An 18,989-nucleotide genomic window follows, 5' to 3' on the forward strand; every position below is an offset into this window, starting at 1 on the left:
GGAATGGCTTTCGTCATCCCAACAGGGTCTGGGGACCCGAAAATGTGCTCGGCCTCTGTCTGGCTCGGCACGAAATAATCGGTAAAATGACGGATCCATACATGACACCAAGTATTTAAAGCCATTACAATATTTCGATATACCCTTCTGTTCCATGGACGCGAATTCGTTGCCCATCTGTTATCCGTTTGGTAGCATTCTCCACTCCGACAACTGCTGGCAAGCCATATTCACGTGCGATAACTGCTCCATGGGTCATCAGTCCACCAACTTCGGTGACGAGTCCTTTAATGGATACAAACAATGGTGTCCAGCCAGGGTCAGTAAAGTGGGTGACTAATATATCTCCATCTTCTAGATCAGCATCTTCCATACTTAAGATGACACGCGCTCGTCCCTCAATCACGCCGGAAGAAACAGGTAGACCTACGATAGCTTCGGCTGGGAGATTCTCTCGTTTGTACTCACCTACAATGATTTCACCATCAGACGTAATAACACGTGGGGGAGTTAGTTTTTCATATAATTTGTACTCGTCTTTTCGTTTGGTGATGACTTGGTAATCCAGCTTATTATGGCGTACGACATCGCGAAGTTCTTCAAAAGTGAGATAGTATACATCTTCTTTTTCATGAATAACGCCCGCTTGTACGAGTTGTTCGGCTTCTTTCAGTAAAGCTTGCTTATAAACGAAATAGCGATTAATCATGCCGTATTTGGGATATTCCCGATAACCGATGAAATTCCGGATGAGGTCGATCATTCTTTTTGTTTCTTTGGCTTTTTGTTCACCATCCGGTAATTGCTTTAATCGATCTAATAACTCTTGTTCTTTTTCTAAAGCTTCCTGTCGCCCTTGCTCAAATTTACGATTGCCGGCATGAGGCTCACTGTTTTTGATGTTACCCAGAATCATCGGGACAAGTGTAATTGGTTTTTCACTCCAACGAGTTTTAGTAATATCGATTTCTCCGGCACATCGCATTCCGTATCTGTTAAGATAATCATAGATAGCGTCTTGGGTTTCCTGCCCGCCATCAAGCTTAACCAGTTCATCCAAAAAGTTATCCTCTTTTACATGATGTAAATATTCAATTACTTTCGGATAAGGACGAATCACATCTGCGATATCCAATAGCGCCAGACCCATTTCCGAAGTAATATTGTTGGGTACAGATTGAGAAAGCGTATCTGCTGCGTTCTTTTCACCCAACCACTCGTTCATTTTTTCATTGATCCATGATGAAGCATTCATAGCAGCCATAAACACACTCGAACTTTTTGGGTCAAATAAGATCTTCTTTAATTCCTGGATATCTTCTAGTATAAAATCAAACAAATCCGATCCTGATTTCGTTTGGATGCTTTGTTTTAACTCTTCTATCGATGTTTGACTACGCTTAATCAATTCAGAAACGATTGTCGGATCGTTTTCGAATTGTACCGTAGAATCCGCAGACGACACACTTTTATTGCTTTTGCCGGAACTCTGTTCTTGCTTATCATTTGGTAAAGGCTTTATGAAATCTCCTCGCTCTATTATGGTCATAAGTGCGTCTTTCATGAGCGGATCGTGTTGTCCCATGGCATCTAATAACATTTTTCTGCTGTCAGGTGTAGTCAGCCTAGGTGCAACATCAACAAACAACCTCCCACCGGCTTTACGCATAGGTGCAGGAGTAATTAACAGGTAAAAAGACAATCCCAGTGGTTTCATGGGATCGGTCATCATTTGTTGATGACCGACAGATACATAGACGTGATTTTCTTGATCATTCGCTTCAGGGATCGGGTATAAAGTAGTGATTGGCCGACTCTGGACAATATAAAATGTATCATCAACCAAACACCATTCGATATCTTGTGGGCAACCAAAATAAGCCTCGATCTGTCTTCCGATGCGTGCCAGTTGTAAAATTTGTTGTTCAGTAAGTGTTTGAGTCTTTTGCTGATCAGGATCGATCTGCTGTGTCTCTGTTCCGCCTTCTTTTCGTCCATAGATAGCCAATTTTTTGGTTCCTATCCTCTTATCGACGATTTCCTCATCCTGTACTTTATAACAATCGGCAGATACCAAGCCAGAGACGAGTGCTTCTCCAAGTCCAAAACTGGCATCGATTGATAGCAGCTTTCGGTTAGAGGTAATCGGATCGGCGGTAAATACAATCCCTGAAGCCTGCGGGAAAACCATCCTTTGAACGATAACGGATAAATAAACTTGACTATGGTCAAATCCATTTTGCATACGGTAGATTACCGCGCGATCCGTAAATAGGGAAGCCCAGCATTTGCTGATATGCTGCAAGATGGCATCGACGCCGATGATATTTAAATAGGTGTCTTGTTGACCAGCAAAAGAGGCATGTGGTAAATCTTCAGCAGTCGCACTGGAACGCACTGCATAAGCATGTTCATCACCAAACTGGGAGAGATAGTGAGTAACTGCTTTCACAACATCGGAAGGAATTTCTACATCCATAATGATTTGTCGAATCTTCCTGCTGATTTCACCAATTTGATCTCGATCTTCTACTTTTAGCATAGTTAGACGATCCAACAAAGCATGATACATTTCATTTTGTTCGATGACTTTTTGATATCCCACTGTTGTAACACAAAATCCTTCTGGTACTTGTATTCCTTTGATTTTTGATAATTCCCCTAAATTTAACCCTTTTCCGCCTACGAGCAAAAGCGGCGTTTTTTCCATTTCCTGAAAACCGAGAACCAAAGAACTCATTCAATATCTCTCCTAACCATTAATTTAGAAAACATTTGACAAGAGTTTTCCGGCATGGTACAATTAAATTGTAAGATGAAACGATTGTGTTCATGTGACTGTTTGGAGTCGTAATCCGATTATATCATCGTGTCTGTTTATATGCAATATAAAGAACCTGATTAAACTACTCAGGTTCTTTTTTGATTTCCCGCTATCATTAGTCACATCAAAAACCATGGTTCCGGTTTGTTCTAATATCTCGGATATGCTCACTCCCGTTTTGAACATGAAACGGATTACTACTTCATCCGTAACCGCCATCCCTTGGTATCCCCTGCTTGTAGCGATAATCCCAGTCCCCAATAATCTGTATAATATCATTGCAACAACTAAATAATGCTTCCCAAAAAACAGTTCTGTCTGCGAAAGGCGATATCAAAAATGGATACATAACCGTTCCATTGTTGATAATTGCGCCGCCAATCCTTTCATCATCACACATGATCCAATCACTAAATTTGGTATCATTGAGCCGGTAGTTCCAGTCGTACCACATTATTTTATGTATCCAATTTTATCTTACTTGCTCTTAACAAAAATTCTTTAATATGGTTAAGTGATATTCCACTATGAAACCTTCTAATTTCAAATAATGGATATTCTTCAATATGTTTTACTTTAGCTAAATAAGTTCGGTTGCCTTTGTCTTGTTCATCTAAATAAAGATTATATTTATCAACTTTCTCTTGAACATCGCTCTCCATTATTTCTTTAATACTTCTTTCATAGAAGATACTTGTCCTATCCGCCCATGATATTAGTTCGCTTCTGGGTGTTGTTGAACACCTGATTTCATCTGTACCTTTATAATAAAAGGTACAGTCATTTATATCGTATTCAGACAAAAACAGAAGGGTTAATAAGCTCCAGAAGTATTCTGCCTCATGCTTAATATCCCATTTTGAACAATACTTAGGATGTAGTGTAACATGAGTAGAAATAAACCCCGCATATAGTAAATTTAAATCTTTAATTTTCTTAAAGGAATTGGGAATTTGATCCTTACTTCCTAGAAAAGTAACTACTTCATTTGTAAGTATTATTTGTTTAATATCAGTGATTTTTTCTTTTTTGAAGTTAATGAACGTATCTGTCGAAGAACTATATTTATCTGTTAATAAAATCTCTCCTTTTAGATTTGTGTTTTTAACTTTGAAGTCAATCAATAAATAACGTATAACTTCCTCAAATACTTGAAAACCTTCTAAAATTTCATCAAAATCATCTAAGGTGTAGGGAGGAGACGCGACTTCTATCAAGGCATTGGAATACTCAGGATGTATCTCCCAACCTTTGGTAAACAGTTCATTCACTTTTTTTACTATATTTTCATGAACGTCCGCCATAGACTTTATATTATTTACGATCTGTTGTGATGCTAATAAGTAACTTATGAAGTCACGTTCCTTATAAATTATTGCATATTCCTTTTCGATTCCAAACTCAAACTTGTTTGAATCAATTTTCATTGTTGTTCCCCCCAGTTTATTGTTTTTAAGTGTCCGTTAGCTTAATCCCCCTTCCCCCACTCTGGTTGATGCCGTCGGGAATGGGACAATGTTCTTGTCACAAAACGGGAATGGGACAAAGTTCTTGACACCAAGTGATGACAAGAACTTGATCCCATAATAAGAAAAAGCCGCTAATTAAGCGGCTTGTTATGCGACAAAGTTCTTGGCTTCCGAAACTTTTCTCAAACAATCAAGCAATGAGGCAATCGTTCAATTCTCTGGCTTATTATCGGCTTATCCGGGACCAGCCGGATCGCTTTATAAGGTTTGTTACAAGTTCATCGTCGAAGACGATTCCGAAACCCGGCGTGGCTGGAATATGAATCTCTCCGTTTTCGATTCGATACCCAGATACATCCATTCCTTCAATTGTAATGTCGTCGTATTCCACAAATTCGAAGTTCCGCACCGCGGCTGACAAATGTCCCGACGCGTAAATGCCATAAGCATTGCCGTAACAATGAGGCGCAGACCGCAAACCATGCGCATCCAACTTCTCGCCTAATTCCAACCAATGCGTGAAGCCGGGCCAGATGATATCGTACTGCAGCACATCGACACGGCCGCGAGTCGCCCACTCAATAAGATGCGGTGAGGCAAGCCCTTCCCCATCCGCGATAAGCACATTCTGCCCACGCTGCCGGAGCCATTCCTTCAGGTCCTCGTACAAGGCTTCATCCTCATGGAACGCTTCTTCCAGCCAATAGAGATTCACATCCGCCAAAGCCGCCAAGACCTCTTTGGTTAAGTTCAAATTATATGCATTATTCGCATCGATCATGATCTTGCCTGTGGGACCTGCTACTTCCGAGATCCCACGTACGATCGCGATATCTCGTTTCGTCCCTTCCCAGAGTGGCATATGGCGTCCGCCTCGGCCAACCTTAATCTTAAAATGACGCTGGCCCTTCGCGTAACCTTGTATCGCTTCTTCTTGCATCAACGCGACCGCGGTTCTCTCATCGGGCAAATGTAAATCGTCGAAGTATAGAGAGGTATCATAGCAGGGGACAACCAATGGGACTCCCCTTTCCATGTGGGCACCCGACACCAAGTCATACACTGGTATGCCTTGTCTCTGCCCTAACCAATCGAAAATTGGATATTCCAATTGCAAACGATATGCTCCGCGCAGTCTGCCCCGGTCGTCGAATAAGTCAAGCAATCGGCGGCCTATTAGGTTTTCGGCCCATTCCGGCGTCATATGAATCGAGCTGCCGTAACCCGTTTGCCCATCGATCGTAATTCTGGCGATATCCACTGTGCAGCTTTTGCCATGAATGCCGATACGGCCATTGGCCCCTGCGCTTCTGGCTCGTTCTCCCGTTAACTTGGCGAATTCAATTTTTTCCACTTTCCAATCAGATTGTATACCTGTAATGTTCATAGGATCCTCCATAACCGACTCGACGGTTTCATGTCCCGATTAGATTCGTAAGTAGAATACCATATTATAGACTTATACTGTTACTTGATACGAAGATTCTTCATCAATTTGGAAGTCTGTCTTCATTAACTCCGAACTTCGCAATACTCCATACCTAGATTATTCGAGAAATGATCAAACAATCCTGCACCTTTCTTTGTTGTGCTAATCTGGAACAGCTGCCACGGCACCCAGAGTTCGCTGGACTTGGCACTACTCAACGAACTTTGGAGTGCCATGTGCCACCAACTTATCCCCGCTGGGATCAAAGAAGTCAAAATCTAGCTTCCGAATATCATCTGCTTCAAACCTATAATGACAGACATCATTCCCTGGTGCAATTCCGTTTCACACAGAAAAATGGACGGACCTGAAGGAAGCGCAAGTATAGTCATATTATTTGTCTTCAACATGGATCGATACTACTTGATCCGTACTTTCATTTGTGAAAACTACAGACCAAGACGATTGCTTATCGTTATATTTTGCTTCTTTAATAACCGGCAGCCAACCATCTGCAGCCGCGATAGATTGTTCATACTCGTTGGAAGCCATTGCTTTTCTAATAGCTTCTTCTTCCAATAGTTTAGCGTTGTCTGGTTGAATGCCTGGGATAATGATTACTTCCTCTGCTGAGTTATCTCCAGGGTATTGTGCAGTTGTAGGCCCTTCAATTACTTTAACTTCAATTTTCTGACCAATCCTAATTCCAGGAGGCACATTCGAATACCATGATGCATTATAGTGAAATTTCTCGCCTCCTTGTGCACCATAGTCTTGAACATTCGGGTCCACAACGAGAATTTTTCCGTCTTTTTCCTTAACAACATACCCAACCATTGCCGTTACTACCCCACTGATCTTGACCTCAACTAAATCCGCGCCATAATGATTTATTAATTGTGTTCTCTGCTGTTCCGTTAAATGGGCCTCGACCACTACTTTTTGTTTCTTCATAACATAGCCAACGCTCCACCCACCGCGGAGTTCCATACCTTCTAATGTGCTGGAAATTTCATTCTGGATGTCATTTCGTTTTTCTTGTGAGTACTTAGATACACGAAACTCCACGTAATCGCCCATTTCAGCTTCCAAAACGGCCTTCAGTTTTTTCACTTCATTTGCGTCGGGTTGGTCCAGAAGAAAAACGATCTTCAAACTCTTCTCTGAGTCATCAATATAGTAAGCGCCGAATGTTTCAAACCTTGAGCCATCATAAAAGATCTCCTTTATCGCTCTTGAACGATCGGAAGGTACTTGCGTTCAAAGGCAACATGATCTTCAATATCGATTTCTGTATTTGCATGAATATTTGTAACTACTATTGAAGGTTTAGATTTAACGCCACAACCCGTCAACATACTCACAACCACGGAGCAGCACAGTATGAGCTTGAACATTCCGTTCCTCCTGATTATCTTATTGTCGGTATAGACGCCAGGCCAACAAATAAGGTTGCGGTGATGTGTGATTGAATCGTGTTTTTCAACTCTTCTGCCCGTTATCACAACAACAGACCGCCTTAGCAGCGATAAATTGCATACTATCTTTAAGTTATTTGCTGTGCAATCTCCCAAACATGCCCTACCGGAAGAGCAGCTACCATCAGCCCGATGATGCTTTTGTAATAACCGCGCGCAAAAAACGCAGCCTTATCTGGCTGCGTTATATTATAGCGATAGAAGCTAACTTCGTCCCTTATTTCTCCTAATCTTCAACTTTTCTATTAATCTTTTAATCCCTTTCCATTGAGAATATGCGGCAAATATTTTTCAATCCTTGACTCTCGAGTTTTGGATTGTTTGGGTTCAGAAAAATGAAAAATGTACGCATTTTGCCGTCCCGGCGTCAATGCTTCAAAAGCAGTTTTCAAGTCAGGAATTTCTACGAATTTATTTTGTAATTCTTCAGGAATGATGTATTCTGTATTCTTCTTAAAGTCCACTTGCAGGCCGGCTTTTTCAACTTCAATGGCTTCATCAATATAAGCTTTCAAGATCAGCTGCATCTCATCTATTTCTTGAACACTGGTGAACCGAATTTGGCGAGCCGCCTGTACATTCTCCGTTTGTTGGATTAGGATCCCATGGTCATCTTTCAACAAGGCGCCTTTGTGAAACAGAAGCGCACAGTAATCTTTAAACCCATGTATTAACACGATGTTTTTACCCTGAAACGTGTAACAAGGATGCATCCATTTAATATCTTCGGTCAGCTCACAGTCAAGAACAATTTTTCTCAATTCCTCAAATTCCTCCTTCCAATTTTTAGCCATTCTTAAAAATCCATCAACCTTAGGATTCATTCTACTTGTTGTCATAAAGGAACACTCCTCATCGGCTATAGTCAAGAATGATCACTTTCAATTTCTTCAATTCCTTCTGTAAAATGCGGTTATTGTTCCAACAACTTTTCAAGCTCGCCGCACCATTTACTCCATCCATACTTGGCTCCATTGAGTGCATGAGCATTTGAGAGTCCGGTTTGTTCGAGATGTAGGTTAACCTTTCCGTCCCCTAAATCCTGGAGCGTCCAGGTGACCGTGTGCTTCTCTCCTCCGCTGGCCCAAGTATAGGACACCCGGTTTGGTTCGTCCACGATAAGCACTTCGCCGTCAATAATGCCATCCCAATATTCGGACGGCTGAGTGCGAAACTGAAACCGATGTCCTACGACGGGCTTAAAATCATTTTCCATCGCTTGACCAGTATGGATATTGGCCACCCACTTGGCAAGCTTGCTGGAATCGGTTAAGGCAGACCAAAGCTTCTTGATTGATGTCGTGAACTGAAAATCCATAGATAATGTTAAACTCATTCTTCTTCCTCCTCTAATAGCTGGTTCAAGCGCAACATATTCATACTCCAGAACTTACTGTAGAAAGCCAACCAATCTTGCACTTCTCTGAGTGGAGAGGCGTTGAGCCTAAATCGCGTTTCTCTGCCGACTTTTCGGTCAAGTACCAGTCCGGCTTCTTTAAGGATTGTCAGATGCTTGGATACCGCTGTACGGCCCATTTGAAACTGTGCCGACAATTCATGAAGTGGTACCTCCTCTGCCTCTGCTAACAGACGAATCAATCGGCGCCTAGTTGGATCTGCAATCGCGTCAAACACATCCCGCAATGGGTTATTCTCACTCATAGCATCCTCCCTCCAAAATTATTAATTTCTGGAGTAGATTGAACGAAGGGACATCCGTTAAATTCACCACATCCTTAAAGCTTGCGGCTCTTTGGACGCAGCGCCCACGCGGCGATATTTAGTGCAGCATATGAAAGCGGAAGGATAATATGAAAACCGCTATCACCATAATCGTTAGCAAACGCATGAGATAAAGCCGCACCAGTCATTAAAAAGAAGATGCCAGCGTGAACCCATTCTTTAAGCCGAGGAAAACCTGGCACGACGAGAGCGATGGCTCCAAGCACTTTCCAAATTCCGAGAATGGTCATGACGTATATAGGGTAACCAAGATTCGTTACTAACTCGAGGTTTCCCCCATATTGCATCAATTGCCCGATACCACTTAACATAACAGCTGCTGCGAGTAGTGATGTGACTGTCCAATAAGCAATCATTTTTACTTGGGGCTGGGTTTCTACTTTCGCGATTGCTTCCGCACCGATAATCTTATTCATTTGTTTCCTCCTCATAATTGTTTTTAGTGTAACTTATTCTGATCCCAAACGTTCAAAATGATTAACTCCTGATTGGACACCATGTGGTGTCGATTTGATTATAGGACACCGTTCGGTGTCGTGTCAACAACATTTTAAACTCAACGTGTTCAATAGCCTCAGTACGATAAATACCGAAGCTTATGATCATGGCTAAGTTTTGTTGCGTGTCAGGACTGCATGTTTAATGTCACTCGGTTCTAGATAACTGCCCTTACTTTAATGAGAAAAGGCAGCCAATCATCGGCCGGCTGCCTTTGGGTACGTTCCCCAATGTATCTCTAAAAAAACAGCACCAAAATGCCGCTGTTTTTTTTCTTCCACCAAGTAACATTTTCATATACCAGAGATTCAAATGAAGGTATTCTTAGTGACTCCCCAATTGAGGGAGTAACGATTTTCACTTGCGCTTCCTTAGCCGCTCTCGTCACACGTTCGATTGGCTCTTTCCAATCATGCAGGGCTAACATAAATCCTGCCCAATGGATGGGAAGCAACAATTTCCCCTTCACATCCAGATGAGCCTGGATTGTCTCCTCAGGCATCATATGAATATTAGCCCAACGCTTGTCGTATTGACCGCATTCCATGAGTGTCAAATCAAATGGGCCGTATTTTCGCCAATCTCTTGAAAATGCGGACCATACCCACTATCACCGCTAAAATACACTCGGCTCTTGTTACTAATAATGACTCATGAGGAGCAATAAAGTCGAATCCCGGTCAAACAGACTGCGTCCTGAAAAGTGCCTCGCCGAATTACGCCGACGCGGACTTAGCGTACGATGCGGCGGAATTACTACCCCGACTTTACCGTCAAAAGTTGTGGACACGGTATGAAATCGATGAACTCCGACGACCGCGCCATAATCCGTGGCTGTACGTGCACGTAATTCCGGTCCTCGCCGGTTACAATTGTATTCGCAACGTTAAAGATCGTCTTTTTATGTGCAGCCGGTACCGCTAATTCGATAATGCCCACTGGCTATCCGTTAATATGAGCTAACCACACGAATTGATCCTATGGCAGCAGGTGGCGGCTATGTCCCAATGCGTTTCCCTAGTGACGTCGGCAATTGGTCGAGGCTGTTCATGTTCTTTTCCTGCCAGTAACTGTGCAGACCTTCTTCACCTTTTTGATCCGCCCACCGCTGGAGCGTGTCCCTCTCCTTCTCGTACGACATGAACGGCACCGAATAGCCGCAGGACGTCTGGACTTTATGTATATCGACCGCAATAATCTGCCGGACTCCGGGCAGCGGATCGAACATTCCATACAACCGCTCCCACTCACTGTCCTCCGGGAGAACTACCGTTCCGGTTCCGTACAGGCGCAGGATATTCGGCGGCCCCTGGAATGCGCAGAACATGATCGTTATTCGACCGTTCTCTTCGAGATGGGCACTGGTCTCATTGCCGCTCCCGGTCAAATCCAAATATGCGACCTGACGCTCGGATAAAATCCGGAACGTATCATATCCCTTCGGCGACAGATTGACATGCCCATCTCGCGACATGGGCGCCGTTCCGACAAAGAACAGGTGCTGCTTTCGGATAAAGGCCGTGTGCTCGGGGAGCATGGCCGGATATTGTTTTCCCATTCGAATCCCTCCAATGAACTTGTATTTGGCTCAATTCACGCGTGAACACCGCCTCGGCCGGCACTAAGGCATTCGGGGCGGATCGCTTGCTTCCGCCGAGATCTCGCGCTTGGCTAAAAGCCGTATTTTATGCGTTGTCAAAGTCTCTTCATGTTCTTGTCGTCTTAGTTTAGTCATAATCGTTTAAACAAAAAAGCCGCTAATAGCAGCGACAAAACTCGATATCTAATATTCGTCCATCAACAACATCTTGTCTTTATTGAGTTATCGTTTCCCTTAGTGAAATGACCTCAACTCGCATCTGTGATACGGTTCGCCTTTCCCCTAACGGCCACGGAGCCGCCCTTTTTTTACGGTTTACCGTTTACTTTCATGAATGACAGTAGTGTTGTTCATATATTCGATATGGTGGAACCCCCACCCGCACATGTCGGTCAAAATAGAACATAGTGTTCTTCCATGGTCAGATAGCGAATATTCGACTTTTGGAGGGATCGTCTGAAAAACTTTCCGAACGATGAGTTCATCCCGCTCCAACTCACGGAGCTGATTGGTAAGCATACCTTGTGTAACATTGGGGAGCAAGCGTCTCATTTCACCGAACCGTTTGGTTCCCTCCTTCATCAAAATAAATAATATCAAGGGTTTCCATTTCCCCCCTATGACTTGCAATGTGGTCAATATCCCTTGTCTTCGATACGATTGGTTTACACCCGCATCCATGAGTTCAACTCCTGACTACGCAATATCCGAATCTCTTACTCCAATTTACCAAAGTATAGCGAATTTCAACAGTACTATTTATTATCGTACTTAGTATGGTGAAACGTACTACCCCGCTACAATGAATCAGCCTTTATCGTACGTTTTTCCAGACTAAGTATGAATAAAAAGCGTACTTTTCAAAAATTTAATTCGACTCAATAATTGGAGGTGTAACTAACCTAACTTGATAAATTCTAGGAGGATCATGAAATGAACATTATGGTGATCGTCGCCCATCCGAATCTAGAGACATCCCGGGCTAATCGAGCTTTCATGCTTGAGATTAGTAATCATGCAAACATCGATGTCCGAGACCTGTATCGAGAGTATCCGAATTGGAATATTGACGTGGATAAGGAGCAGCAATTGCTCTTAGCCTATGATCGGATAGTTTTTCAATTTCCGTTTTACTGGTATAGCTGTCCGTCACTATTAAAAAAATGGTTCGATGATGTATTTACTTATGGCTGGGCCTTTGGACCGGAAGGTTATTATTTGAAAGGTAAAGAGTTTATCCTTGCAACAACAACGGGAGGTCCGGAAAATTGCTATCGAGCGGGCGGAGACAATTGGTTCACGATCAGTGAATTTTTAAAACCTATCCAAAGAACGATTACCAAATGTAATGGAATTTATCTTCCTGCTTTTGTTACCTATGATGCTGCTTCTCTAGGTAACGATACCTATCTCTCCCAAGAAGCTAAAAGATATGTCGAACATATCCATGCTTCTTCGAGCTTGCTCGTCCATTGATTGGGGTGTCCGATGAAATTTAGACTAGGGGCTGCGGCGGATGTGGTGAGAATCTTGATTATCGTTATCTTGCTCTTGATCTTGCTGTAAATGAAAGCTTCGCCTACAATTTAATCAACACTTCCGTGCCGTCCTGAGCCTGGACATCGACCAGAACCGTCCCTTTGCAACGTTGCAACTCCTTGATGATCTGCCTGATCGCTTGCTTCGTGCTTCGGTTTTCGAGAATCGACAGCATCAGTTCAATCCCGAACCGGCTGCTGTCCGAATCGTAATCATGCTTCTGGCTCGAGTGCCCACCCGCATGTCCGCCGTGCTTGTTCAGCCAGTCCTTCACTATGCGCTGGATTAAATTGGAAGTCATGATACCGCTCCCCATGCGCGATACGGCATAAGGGTCCGGAATCGTAAAAGCGTGCTCTTTTCTCTTAACCATGAAACATCCCATCATCACACAGTGTCCCGTATGTGACCATCCGCTGTAGAAATGCTTAGAATCAACAAATTTAATTTATCAATTGATTATATTAATTTCGCGGGTTATAACCCTTATTATTTAAAGTGCTCTATTGAAAAAAAGAAAGCCTTCACGAATCCATCGGGATGGAGCCCAGTTTCAACCTGGTCCATCCCTATCGACTCGATGAGACTCTGTTCATTCTGGTCTGCTTTATAATGCCAATACATCATACATGATCGATTCATTAACCTAACTTGATCAGAGAGTTCATCAATTGTTGCACCATCGGTATATTGTTGACGATGATAAAAATCTCAAGAACTTACGATTTTCGTGACCGACTCAATCTGGTTTAATCTTTCTCCGTTTGATTGAAGACAGGACATCATCATTCAATGCTGCAGGCAAATCACAGTTAGAACCTAACCAAAAGTCACCATAGCGCTCCATGACCAGTATGTCCCCGCTCTGGTAAAATGTATGAGTAGGCCCCTCTTCTTTGGGGCTAATATAGTACCCCTTTGTCCACACATCTTCCATCGGCTTATCAAATAACATCTGTATATGATCTAGTTTTCCTTCTATTAGATAAAGATGTTTGCAGCCAAAAACAACCTCCTGTAAACAAAAACTTTTCAGAAAATGATATAAAGAGTCATTAACGATGAGATATCCCTCTGCATTGTCATCCCATAGCAAGCGCTCATCGCAGTAGACAGGAGAATCGTTGTTGCCTGCCTCCACTTGGCAAGTCCAGTTTGCTTGATTTTCCTCAAGAAACGTAACCTTATCCCCATCCTTCTTCAGTCGCTCCACCGAATAAAGACAATCCTGCTGTTGAAATATCTCTGGAGAGTTCTCGAGGTGATCGTCCGAACCATCTTTCCAGCGTCCTGCAAACGCATATAATTCATGCAACGCTTTTGGCAGATATGCTGGTATCTCGTCCACTGGCACACCGTAGGAGCTATCGTACCTTCCGTACCAGTTGATTAGAAAATCCTTTAGATCGTCCAGTTGATCGGTATCTTTCAACAGCATTGTAATCCCTCCTGCTAAACTTTCAGTTTTTTTGCCACCACATCATTTCTCACTTACGTTCATTATGCTGACTTATTGCTTATCAAATTCCACTCCGTATTTATTGAAGATGGCACTGTATTTATTTTCGAATATGGTCCATCGCTTTTCTGTTCCGTACTTTTCCCGCAAAGCCTTCAAATAATGATTAGCCGCTGCTACATCATTGGATTGTAATAGCAAATGAAAGCTCTCTTCGCCCAGATGTAAATATGGGCCTGAAGTGTAATAATCAACAAGGGATCTGGCACTGATCATAGTATCATAGAAGTGAATAACCTCTTCTAATCCATTTAGCAGCGTTTTTCTTAAATCATCCATATTCGTATCAGGAGTGATTGAAAATCGATCTGGAACAGACTGGGCAATTTCCCCAATTCTTGCTCTGAAGTGACACTCCGCTTCTTGGGGTGCTGTCAGAATCTCTCTCGATTGTATCTGGGCCAACTCCGCTGCATAAATACCGCAGTTCACATAAAACATTACATTGTCCGCTGCATTGCCTGAGGATTTCTGGAAATTGAACATATAGATGAGGCTTTCTGTTATCGTATAGAAATTCAAACTCTTCTTTGTGAAGCCACGCTTAGAAAGGAACGGCTTTACATCCTGCTTAATCATTTCGTTAAAGAGCTGCTGCATCATGATCCCTCCTATTATTTTGTCCATATTATAACATTTATCCGCTAGCTTTCTCACTATCCTCCCGTTCGTATTAACATATTCAAAGACTATTGGTGAAAAATCATAATTATTGAAATGTGATATAATTAACAAAAACTGATTATCGGAGGCAAGTCATGGAAAATGAAAAATGTGATTTGATACACCCAAACGGTGTCAAGGAAAAGAAGCTGGAAGTTATTGATGGCTGTACGATCAAGTACCATGCAAACGGGAAAACAATATGGTCAAAGGGAAAAATGATTGATGATAAGCCAGACGGCTATTGGGAATGGTATCGTCCCGATGGAACAATAAAGCGTTCAGGTTATTTTGACATGGGCGAGCCTACTGGTGAATGGGTCACCTATGACAGCCAAGGCAATAAACACAAAACTACCACTCGTGATAAATAATTAACTGACAGGGAAATTCTATCCCTTACCCTTTGCGGAATGTCGCACAATGCGTGACTCCATTTGCATACAAGTTCTAGTCCCCCGGAATAATCTTTATACCCAGTCTTCTTTTTCACTGCTTCTTATTTATCCTTATGTTCCAATAAGGCACCCATCGTTAAAGCTGGTTGAGTGTTTGGTCTAATAGCCATACCTCGACAAACCGTTCCGGGAGTTGAGAATCGCCTTGAAAATCGTCAAGCTCAGCATTGAACAGCCGGTCATGTTCGCGTCCGCGGGCAGCTTTACCGCCGACCGCCAGTGGATTCACCAACAGCGGACGAATAACAGCTTCGAGATTATGATTGGCATTCGAGATGCCGTCTATATGGATATCGACGGCGGCAAGTATGTGATGAGACCGAAGCAAACGCTGATCGTTCCGCCGAATTCCCCCCATCGCGGCTATGCTTACTCCGATAAGAACTGCTCTTTTCATTGGCTTCACTTTTATTGCCAAACCGACTATGTCCTGTTGGACGAGAAAGAATTCCAGGCTGATTTGCACAGGCTGAACGCCAACACCTATTTTAACGAATTGGGCGCATACGCCTATATCCCGCTTCATTCCTCGCCTCTGGAAATGGAGCGGATTCATATTTTATTCCACCAGCTTCTCCATATTATGGAGTCCCGCTATACGACCCGACATGGGATGGATTACGCGGTCACTTCCCTGTTGATTGAGCTGTCCGAACAGACGCTAGCCGACTATAATGCCCGCGGGGGAAACGAGGCGATTCTGGATACGGCAGACAAGAAGCTGAATAAAATGCTGGAATGGATCCGAATCCATTCCGACAAAAACATTTCCGTGCAGGACGTGGCGCTGGAATTCAAATACAACAAGGACTACTTGACCCGCCTGTTCAAGCTGAAGACGGGAATGAACATGCAGGAATACATTCACCGTCTGAAAGTTTCGAAGGCGAAGGCAATGCTGTACCAGACCTCGCTCAGCATCAAGGAAATCGCCTATGCTCTCGGCTTTCAGGACGAGAAATACTTCATGAAGCTGTTCAAAAAGCATGAAAACCTGACGCCCAGCGAATATCGCAGCGCCTATTACCGCACGCATATGAACATTCGGTAAAGATGGTCGGAATTGTCCACCTATTCTGTCCGGCCGCATACTGACGGGCAAACGGTTAAGGTGATATCTTGGACTCGAACCTTAGAAATCCAAGAGAGAAGGAGATTTCCCATGTTCCCTCCGAACCGTACCGCCCGCCTGATCGACCGGGCTACAGGCAACCTGTATTACTTCGGCGTCCATGCCGGCGATGATTCCTGCAATTTCGTGGCCAGTCCGACGGAGCTCGGCGTCGTTGACGATCGCGACCGTTCCTTGCCGGTTCCGGGCTATGGCTCCGTGTTCGTAGCCTGTCGGCAAGAGCAATCATCCCTGGCCTCGGCCGCTTCCGAATCGCGATGGCTGGATTTCCGGCCCGTCGGTGAGTCGGACGATTATGCGAGCGATCACGGCGGCCTTGCCGTCCGCAAGTCTTTTCGGCAATCGGATGACCTGCTCTATATGGAAATCGTCCTCTCCAATCCTTCATCCTCCGCGCTGCGCATCGATGAATTGGCCGTTTCCGTGCCCGTGAACAACAACTATACCGATTTTCGCTACAGGCCTTCTTACATGTACGAGAAGAGAGTTTACGAGCATATTTATCCCGGCGGCACCTCAGGCTACCAGATTATGCAGCGTTTAAACGGTGAAGCTCCGCTGGCGTACGCCATCCCGTTGAAAGAAACTTCTTTCGAGCATACCGCGCATCTCCCCGGAACGACCGCGCTTGTCAGGGAAGGCATTCCCAATCATTCCTGGCCGGGCAGCAGCGTCATTTATTTGCATGCCGGAGGATATATGGAGAGGAACGGCTTCCAGGAAATCATGGGACGCGGTACCGCCACAAGCCGGCTGCTCCTTCCCGGAGAAGAAGCGTCCTATCTGATTGAGATCGGCATGACCGACGGCATGGAAAGCTTTCGCTCCCTTCTGGCCGAACGGGGAAAGCTTGCCGTGACCGCCATTCCGGCGATGGTATCGCCGATCGACAGTCCCTTCACGCTTCTCGTCCGGTCGAGATCCACCGTCTCGCTGGAGCCTTCGGACCGCTACTCGGCCATTCTCTTAGGCAGCAGCGGCGACCGGCATTCGTTCAGGCTGGAATTCCACGAGCCAGGCGAGCATGCGATAACGATCCGTCATGCTGAAGGCGGCTCCGCTCCGGTCCTCATCCGCATTACCGAGCCCGTGAAGGAGCTTGTTCGTAGACGCGCGGACTTTATCGCCCGTCATCAGGTTTACCGTAAGGAAGGCGACGCGCTGAACGGCGCGATTCTATGCTACAGCCGACGGGAGTTCATCGGCAATCGGCCCTATCCCCAGGGCATTCTGGCTCAGGAAGACGATATTTGGGGCAGTGGCTCCTACGAGGGCGGCATTACCGAAGCGATGTTCGTGGCGATCAAGAATGCGACCGACCCGGAGCCGGGTGAGATCGCGGTCCTTGAAGCCTATGTTCGCGACTACGTGCGGCGCTATTTGCAGAACCCCGAGACGAATGAAGTGTTCTGGTGGTGCGGCAATTTCAACTCGGTCCGCTCCTTCGATTACATGCATGTCGCGAATTTGTACTATTACATGCACGTCATCGCCAAAACTTATCAAGCGACCGAATTATACGACTCGAACGAGTATTTGCTGCTGGCCTACTCCACGCTGATGAAGATGTTCGAGCGGGCCCGGAAGATGGATCTTGTCGTCGGCAACATGGGGGGAGATGTCATGTTCCGCACGCTTCACGCCATGGAGGATATCTACGTTGCGGAGTATTACGAGCTGCTGCTTCGGGTCAACGAATTTCAACGTAATCTGTTCGAGCACAACGTACCCTTCGGTTCTGAGTGCGCCTACGACAACACCGGCTATGAGATGGCCATGACGATGGCCGATGCCTATGACGATACCGCCTGGATGGAACGGCTCGCCAAGATCATGCTAGCAGTCCGCGGCGAACAGCCCGTCTGGTGGTGGCACGGAAGCGATATCCGCTGGTGGGACGCGGAGCGGGACTTTAGCGAGTGCTGCCATCATTATACGTCTCCGCTCAACTCCGGCGGTCTCCTTCGGGCGCTGGAGCGCGGCCTTCTGCCGATCGGGCATGAGACGCTATCCACCATCCACGGCGGTACGCTGGGAGCTTTCAGCAAAATCCACGCCGACGGGACCGGGAGCATGAGCTACTGTTGGGAGCAGGAATCATCCAATTTCGGATTCCATGCCTTCAGTGGGGATATCGGTCTCGGACTGTTTGGGGCGTTGACCGACTTCGGCGCCTACGTATACCAACCGGCAGGCGAGGCATCGCAAGGCTACTTATGCGATGCGCGCGATGACGCGGAAAGCGGCATGCTCGACGTTAGACCGGCGAGCGGAGCGGGCAATCGGATCGCGTGGCATCTTGCGGATGCGGAAGGCGGCGCAAGTCGAGGCAGAGTCGCTCTGACGGCAGGCTTCATCGAGCGGCTGCTATGGAACCGGCGAGCCGGTACGATAGAGATTGACGTGCATAACGACACTTCGTATGCATATCGCAACGAAATCGCGTTCATGCTCCCCATACCTCTGCACATGGAGCTGACGGTGAACGGCCAGAGAACACTTTTGCGTAAAATAGCCGATCATGAAGCGAAGGCTTCATTCGCGATCGGCTCGGGAGAACGGGTCTCCATCGTGCTGAAAGTTCGGTAGAACAAACGCGTTACTTAAGAAACAAGCGCCATCCCGTTCATGGAACGG

At 45.1% G+C, this 18,989-nt stretch carries 17 protein-coding genes and 1 pseudogene; 4 read left to right on the forward strand and 14 right to left on the reverse strand.

The window, feature by feature from the left end:
* Nucleotides 1-124 precede the first annotated feature (124 nt).
* The 11 genes and pseudogenes from ppsA to NNL21_RS25955 form a co-directional block, all read right to left on the reverse strand.
* Complete coding sequence (gene ppsA, locus NNL21_RS25905; RefSeq protein ID WP_204821246.1) at nt 125-2,740, reverse strand: phosphoenolpyruvate synthase; 2,616 nt, start codon at nt 2,738-2,740, stop codon at nt 125-127.
* Between the two features lie 542 nt (nt 2,741-3,282).
* Complete coding sequence (locus NNL21_RS25910) at nt 3,283-4,251, reverse strand: hypothetical protein (protein WP_204821247.1); 969 nt, start codon at nt 4,249-4,251, stop codon at nt 3,283-3,285.
* Nucleotides 4,252-4,519: 268 nt separating this feature from the next.
* Complete coding sequence (locus NNL21_RS25915; RefSeq protein ID WP_204821248.1) at nt 4,520-5,680, reverse strand: enolase C-terminal domain-like protein; 1,161 nt, start codon at nt 5,678-5,680, stop codon at nt 4,520-4,522.
* A gap of 435 nt (nt 5,681-6,115) precedes the next feature.
* Entirely contained in the window at nt 6,116-6,877 is a 762-nt protein-coding gene (locus NNL21_RS25920) for a DUF3221 domain-containing protein (protein WP_204821249.1), read from the reverse strand.
* Nucleotides 6,878-7,445: 568 nt separating this feature from the next.
* Nucleotides 7,446-8,039, reverse strand: coding sequence for a YdeI/OmpD-associated family protein (locus NNL21_RS25925; protein WP_204821250.1), 594 nt, complete (start codon nt 8,037-8,039; stop codon nt 7,446-7,448).
* Nucleotides 8,040-8,113: 74 nt separating this feature from the next.
* Complete coding sequence (locus tag NNL21_RS25930) at nt 8,114-8,536, reverse strand: SRPBCC family protein (RefSeq protein WP_204821251.1); 423 nt, start codon at nt 8,534-8,536, stop codon at nt 8,114-8,116.
* A complete protein-coding gene (locus NNL21_RS25935) occupies nt 8,533-8,862 on the reverse strand; it encodes an ArsR/SmtB family transcription factor (protein ID WP_204821252.1) in 330 nt (109 codons plus the stop codon). Before NNL21_RS25935 ends, NNL21_RS25930 begins: the two co-directional genes overlap by 4 nt.
* Before the next feature lie 74 nt (nt 8,863-8,936).
* Nucleotides 8,937-9,359, reverse strand: coding sequence for a DoxX family protein (locus NNL21_RS25940; protein ID WP_204821253.1), 423 nt, complete (start codon nt 9,357-9,359; stop codon nt 8,937-8,939).
* Nucleotides 9,360-9,679: 320 nt separating this feature from the next.
* Nucleotides 9,680-10,153, reverse strand: a pseudogene (locus tag NNL21_RS25945) (MBL fold metallo-hydrolase); the annotation flags it as partial.
* A gap of 285 nt (nt 10,154-10,438) precedes the next feature.
* The gene (locus NNL21_RS25950) at nt 10,439-10,999 is read right to left on the reverse strand and encodes a pyridoxamine 5'-phosphate oxidase family protein (protein ID WP_204821254.1); all 561 of its coding nucleotides are present in this window, start codon (nt 10,997-10,999) and stop codon (nt 10,439-10,441) included.
* Between the two features lie 357 nt (nt 11,000-11,356).
* The gene (locus NNL21_RS25955; protein ID WP_204821255.1) at nt 11,357-11,722 is read right to left on the reverse strand and encodes a winged helix-turn-helix transcriptional regulator; all 366 of its coding nucleotides are present in this window, start codon (nt 11,720-11,722) and stop codon (nt 11,357-11,359) included.
* Nucleotides 11,723-11,974: 252 nt separating this feature from the next.
* On the opposite strand from NNL21_RS25955, the gene NNL21_RS25960 reads away from it, so the two are divergent.
* A complete protein-coding gene (locus NNL21_RS25960) occupies nt 11,975-12,517 on the forward strand; it encodes an NAD(P)H-dependent oxidoreductase (RefSeq protein WP_204821256.1) in 543 nt (180 codons plus the stop codon).
* A gap of 103 nt (nt 12,518-12,620) precedes the next feature.
* Here NNL21_RS25960 and NNL21_RS25965 read toward each other — a convergent pair whose 3' ends face one another.
* From NNL21_RS25965 to NNL21_RS25975, 3 genes are all read right to left on the reverse strand, one after another.
* Nucleotides 12,621-12,953 (reverse strand): THUMP domain-containing protein, encoded by a 333-nt coding sequence (locus tag NNL21_RS25965; RefSeq protein WP_204821257.1) that lies wholly within the window; start codon nt 12,951-12,953, stop codon nt 12,621-12,623.
* 366 nt (nt 12,954-13,319) lie between these two features.
* Nucleotides 13,320-14,018 (reverse strand): hypothetical protein, encoded by a 699-nt coding sequence (locus NNL21_RS25970; protein ID WP_204821258.1) that lies wholly within the window; start codon nt 14,016-14,018, stop codon nt 13,320-13,322.
* Nucleotides 14,019-14,090: 72 nt separating this feature from the next.
* Nucleotides 14,091-14,702, reverse strand: coding sequence for a DUF4304 domain-containing protein (locus NNL21_RS25975; RefSeq protein ID WP_204821259.1), 612 nt, complete (start codon nt 14,700-14,702; stop codon nt 14,091-14,093).
* A 155-nt stretch (nt 14,703-14,857) separates the two neighbouring features.
* Between NNL21_RS25975 and NNL21_RS25980 the strand changes: the two genes are divergently transcribed.
* From NNL21_RS25980 to NNL21_RS25990, 3 genes are all read left to right on the forward strand, one after another.
* Nucleotides 14,858-15,136, forward strand: a complete 279-nt coding sequence (locus tag NNL21_RS25980) for a toxin-antitoxin system YwqK family antitoxin (RefSeq protein ID WP_204821260.1) — start codon at nt 14,858-14,860, stop codon at nt 15,134-15,136.
* 229 nt (nt 15,137-15,365) lie between these two features.
* On the forward strand, nt 15,366-16,271 hold the full coding sequence (locus tag NNL21_RS25985; RefSeq protein WP_204821261.1) for an AraC family transcriptional regulator: 906 nt from the start codon (nt 15,366-15,368) through the stop codon (nt 16,269-16,271).
* A gap of 111 nt (nt 16,272-16,382) precedes the next feature.
* Entirely contained in the window at nt 16,383-18,941 is a 2,559-nt protein-coding gene (locus NNL21_RS25990) for a DUF5695 domain-containing protein (protein WP_204821262.1), read from the forward strand.
* The last annotated feature ends 48 nt before the right edge of the window (nt 18,942-18,989 follow it).

This window comes from Paenibacillus mendelii (genome assembly GCF_024498075.1).
Lineage (GTDB): Bacteria > Bacillota > Bacilli > Paenibacillales > Paenibacillaceae > Paenibacillus_Z > Paenibacillus_Z mendelii.

Coding starts and splice junctions, on each gene's coding strand:
- NNL21_RS25950 (WP_204821254.1), bottom strand. CDS start 10,999: ATGGGAAAACAATATCCGGCCATGCTCCCCGAGCACACGGCCTTTATC.
- NNL21_RS25910 (WP_204821247.1), bottom strand. CDS start 4,251: ATGAAAATTGATTCAAACAAGTTTGAGTTTGGAATCGAAAAGGAATAT.
- NNL21_RS25915 (WP_204821248.1), bottom strand. CDS start 5,680: ATGAACATTACAGGTATACAATCTGATTGGAAAGTGGAAAAAATTGAA.
- NNL21_RS25965 (WP_204821257.1), bottom strand. CDS start 12,953: ATGGTTAAGAGAAAAGAGCACGCTTTTACGATTCCGGACCCTTATGCC.
- NNL21_RS25970 (WP_204821258.1), bottom strand. CDS start 14,018: ATGCTGTTGAAAGATACCGATCAACTGGACGATCTAAAGGATTTTCTA.
- NNL21_RS25975 (WP_204821259.1), bottom strand. CDS start 14,702: ATGATGCAGCAGCTCTTTAACGAAATGATTAAGCAGGATGTAAAGCCG.
- NNL21_RS25960 (WP_204821256.1), top strand. CDS start 11,975: ATGAACATTATGGTGATCGTCGCCCATCCGAATCTAGAGACATCCCGG.
- NNL21_RS25990 (WP_204821262.1), top strand. CDS start 16,383: ATGTTCCCTCCGAACCGTACCGCCCGCCTGATCGACCGGGCTACAGGC.
- NNL21_RS25925 (WP_204821250.1), bottom strand. CDS start 8,039: ATGACAACAAGTAGAATGAATCCTAAGGTTGATGGATTTTTAAGAATG.
- NNL21_RS25955 (WP_204821255.1), bottom strand. CDS start 11,722: ATGGATGCGGGTGTAAACCAATCGTATCGAAGACAAGGGATATTGACC.
- ppsA (WP_204821246.1), bottom strand. CDS start 2,740: ATGAGTTCTTTGGTTCTCGGTTTTCAGGAAATGGAAAAAACGCCGCTT.
- NNL21_RS25935 (WP_204821252.1), bottom strand. CDS start 8,862: ATGAGTGAGAATAACCCATTGCGGGATGTGTTTGACGCGATTGCAGAT.
- NNL21_RS25940 (WP_204821253.1), bottom strand. CDS start 9,359: ATGAATAAGATTATCGGTGCGGAAGCAATCGCGAAAGTAGAAACCCAG.
- NNL21_RS25980 (WP_204821260.1), top strand. CDS start 14,858: ATGGAAAATGAAAAATGTGATTTGATACACCCAAACGGTGTCAAGGAA.
- NNL21_RS25930 (WP_204821251.1), bottom strand. CDS start 8,536: ATGAGTTTAACATTATCTATGGATTTTCAGTTCACGACATCAATCAAG.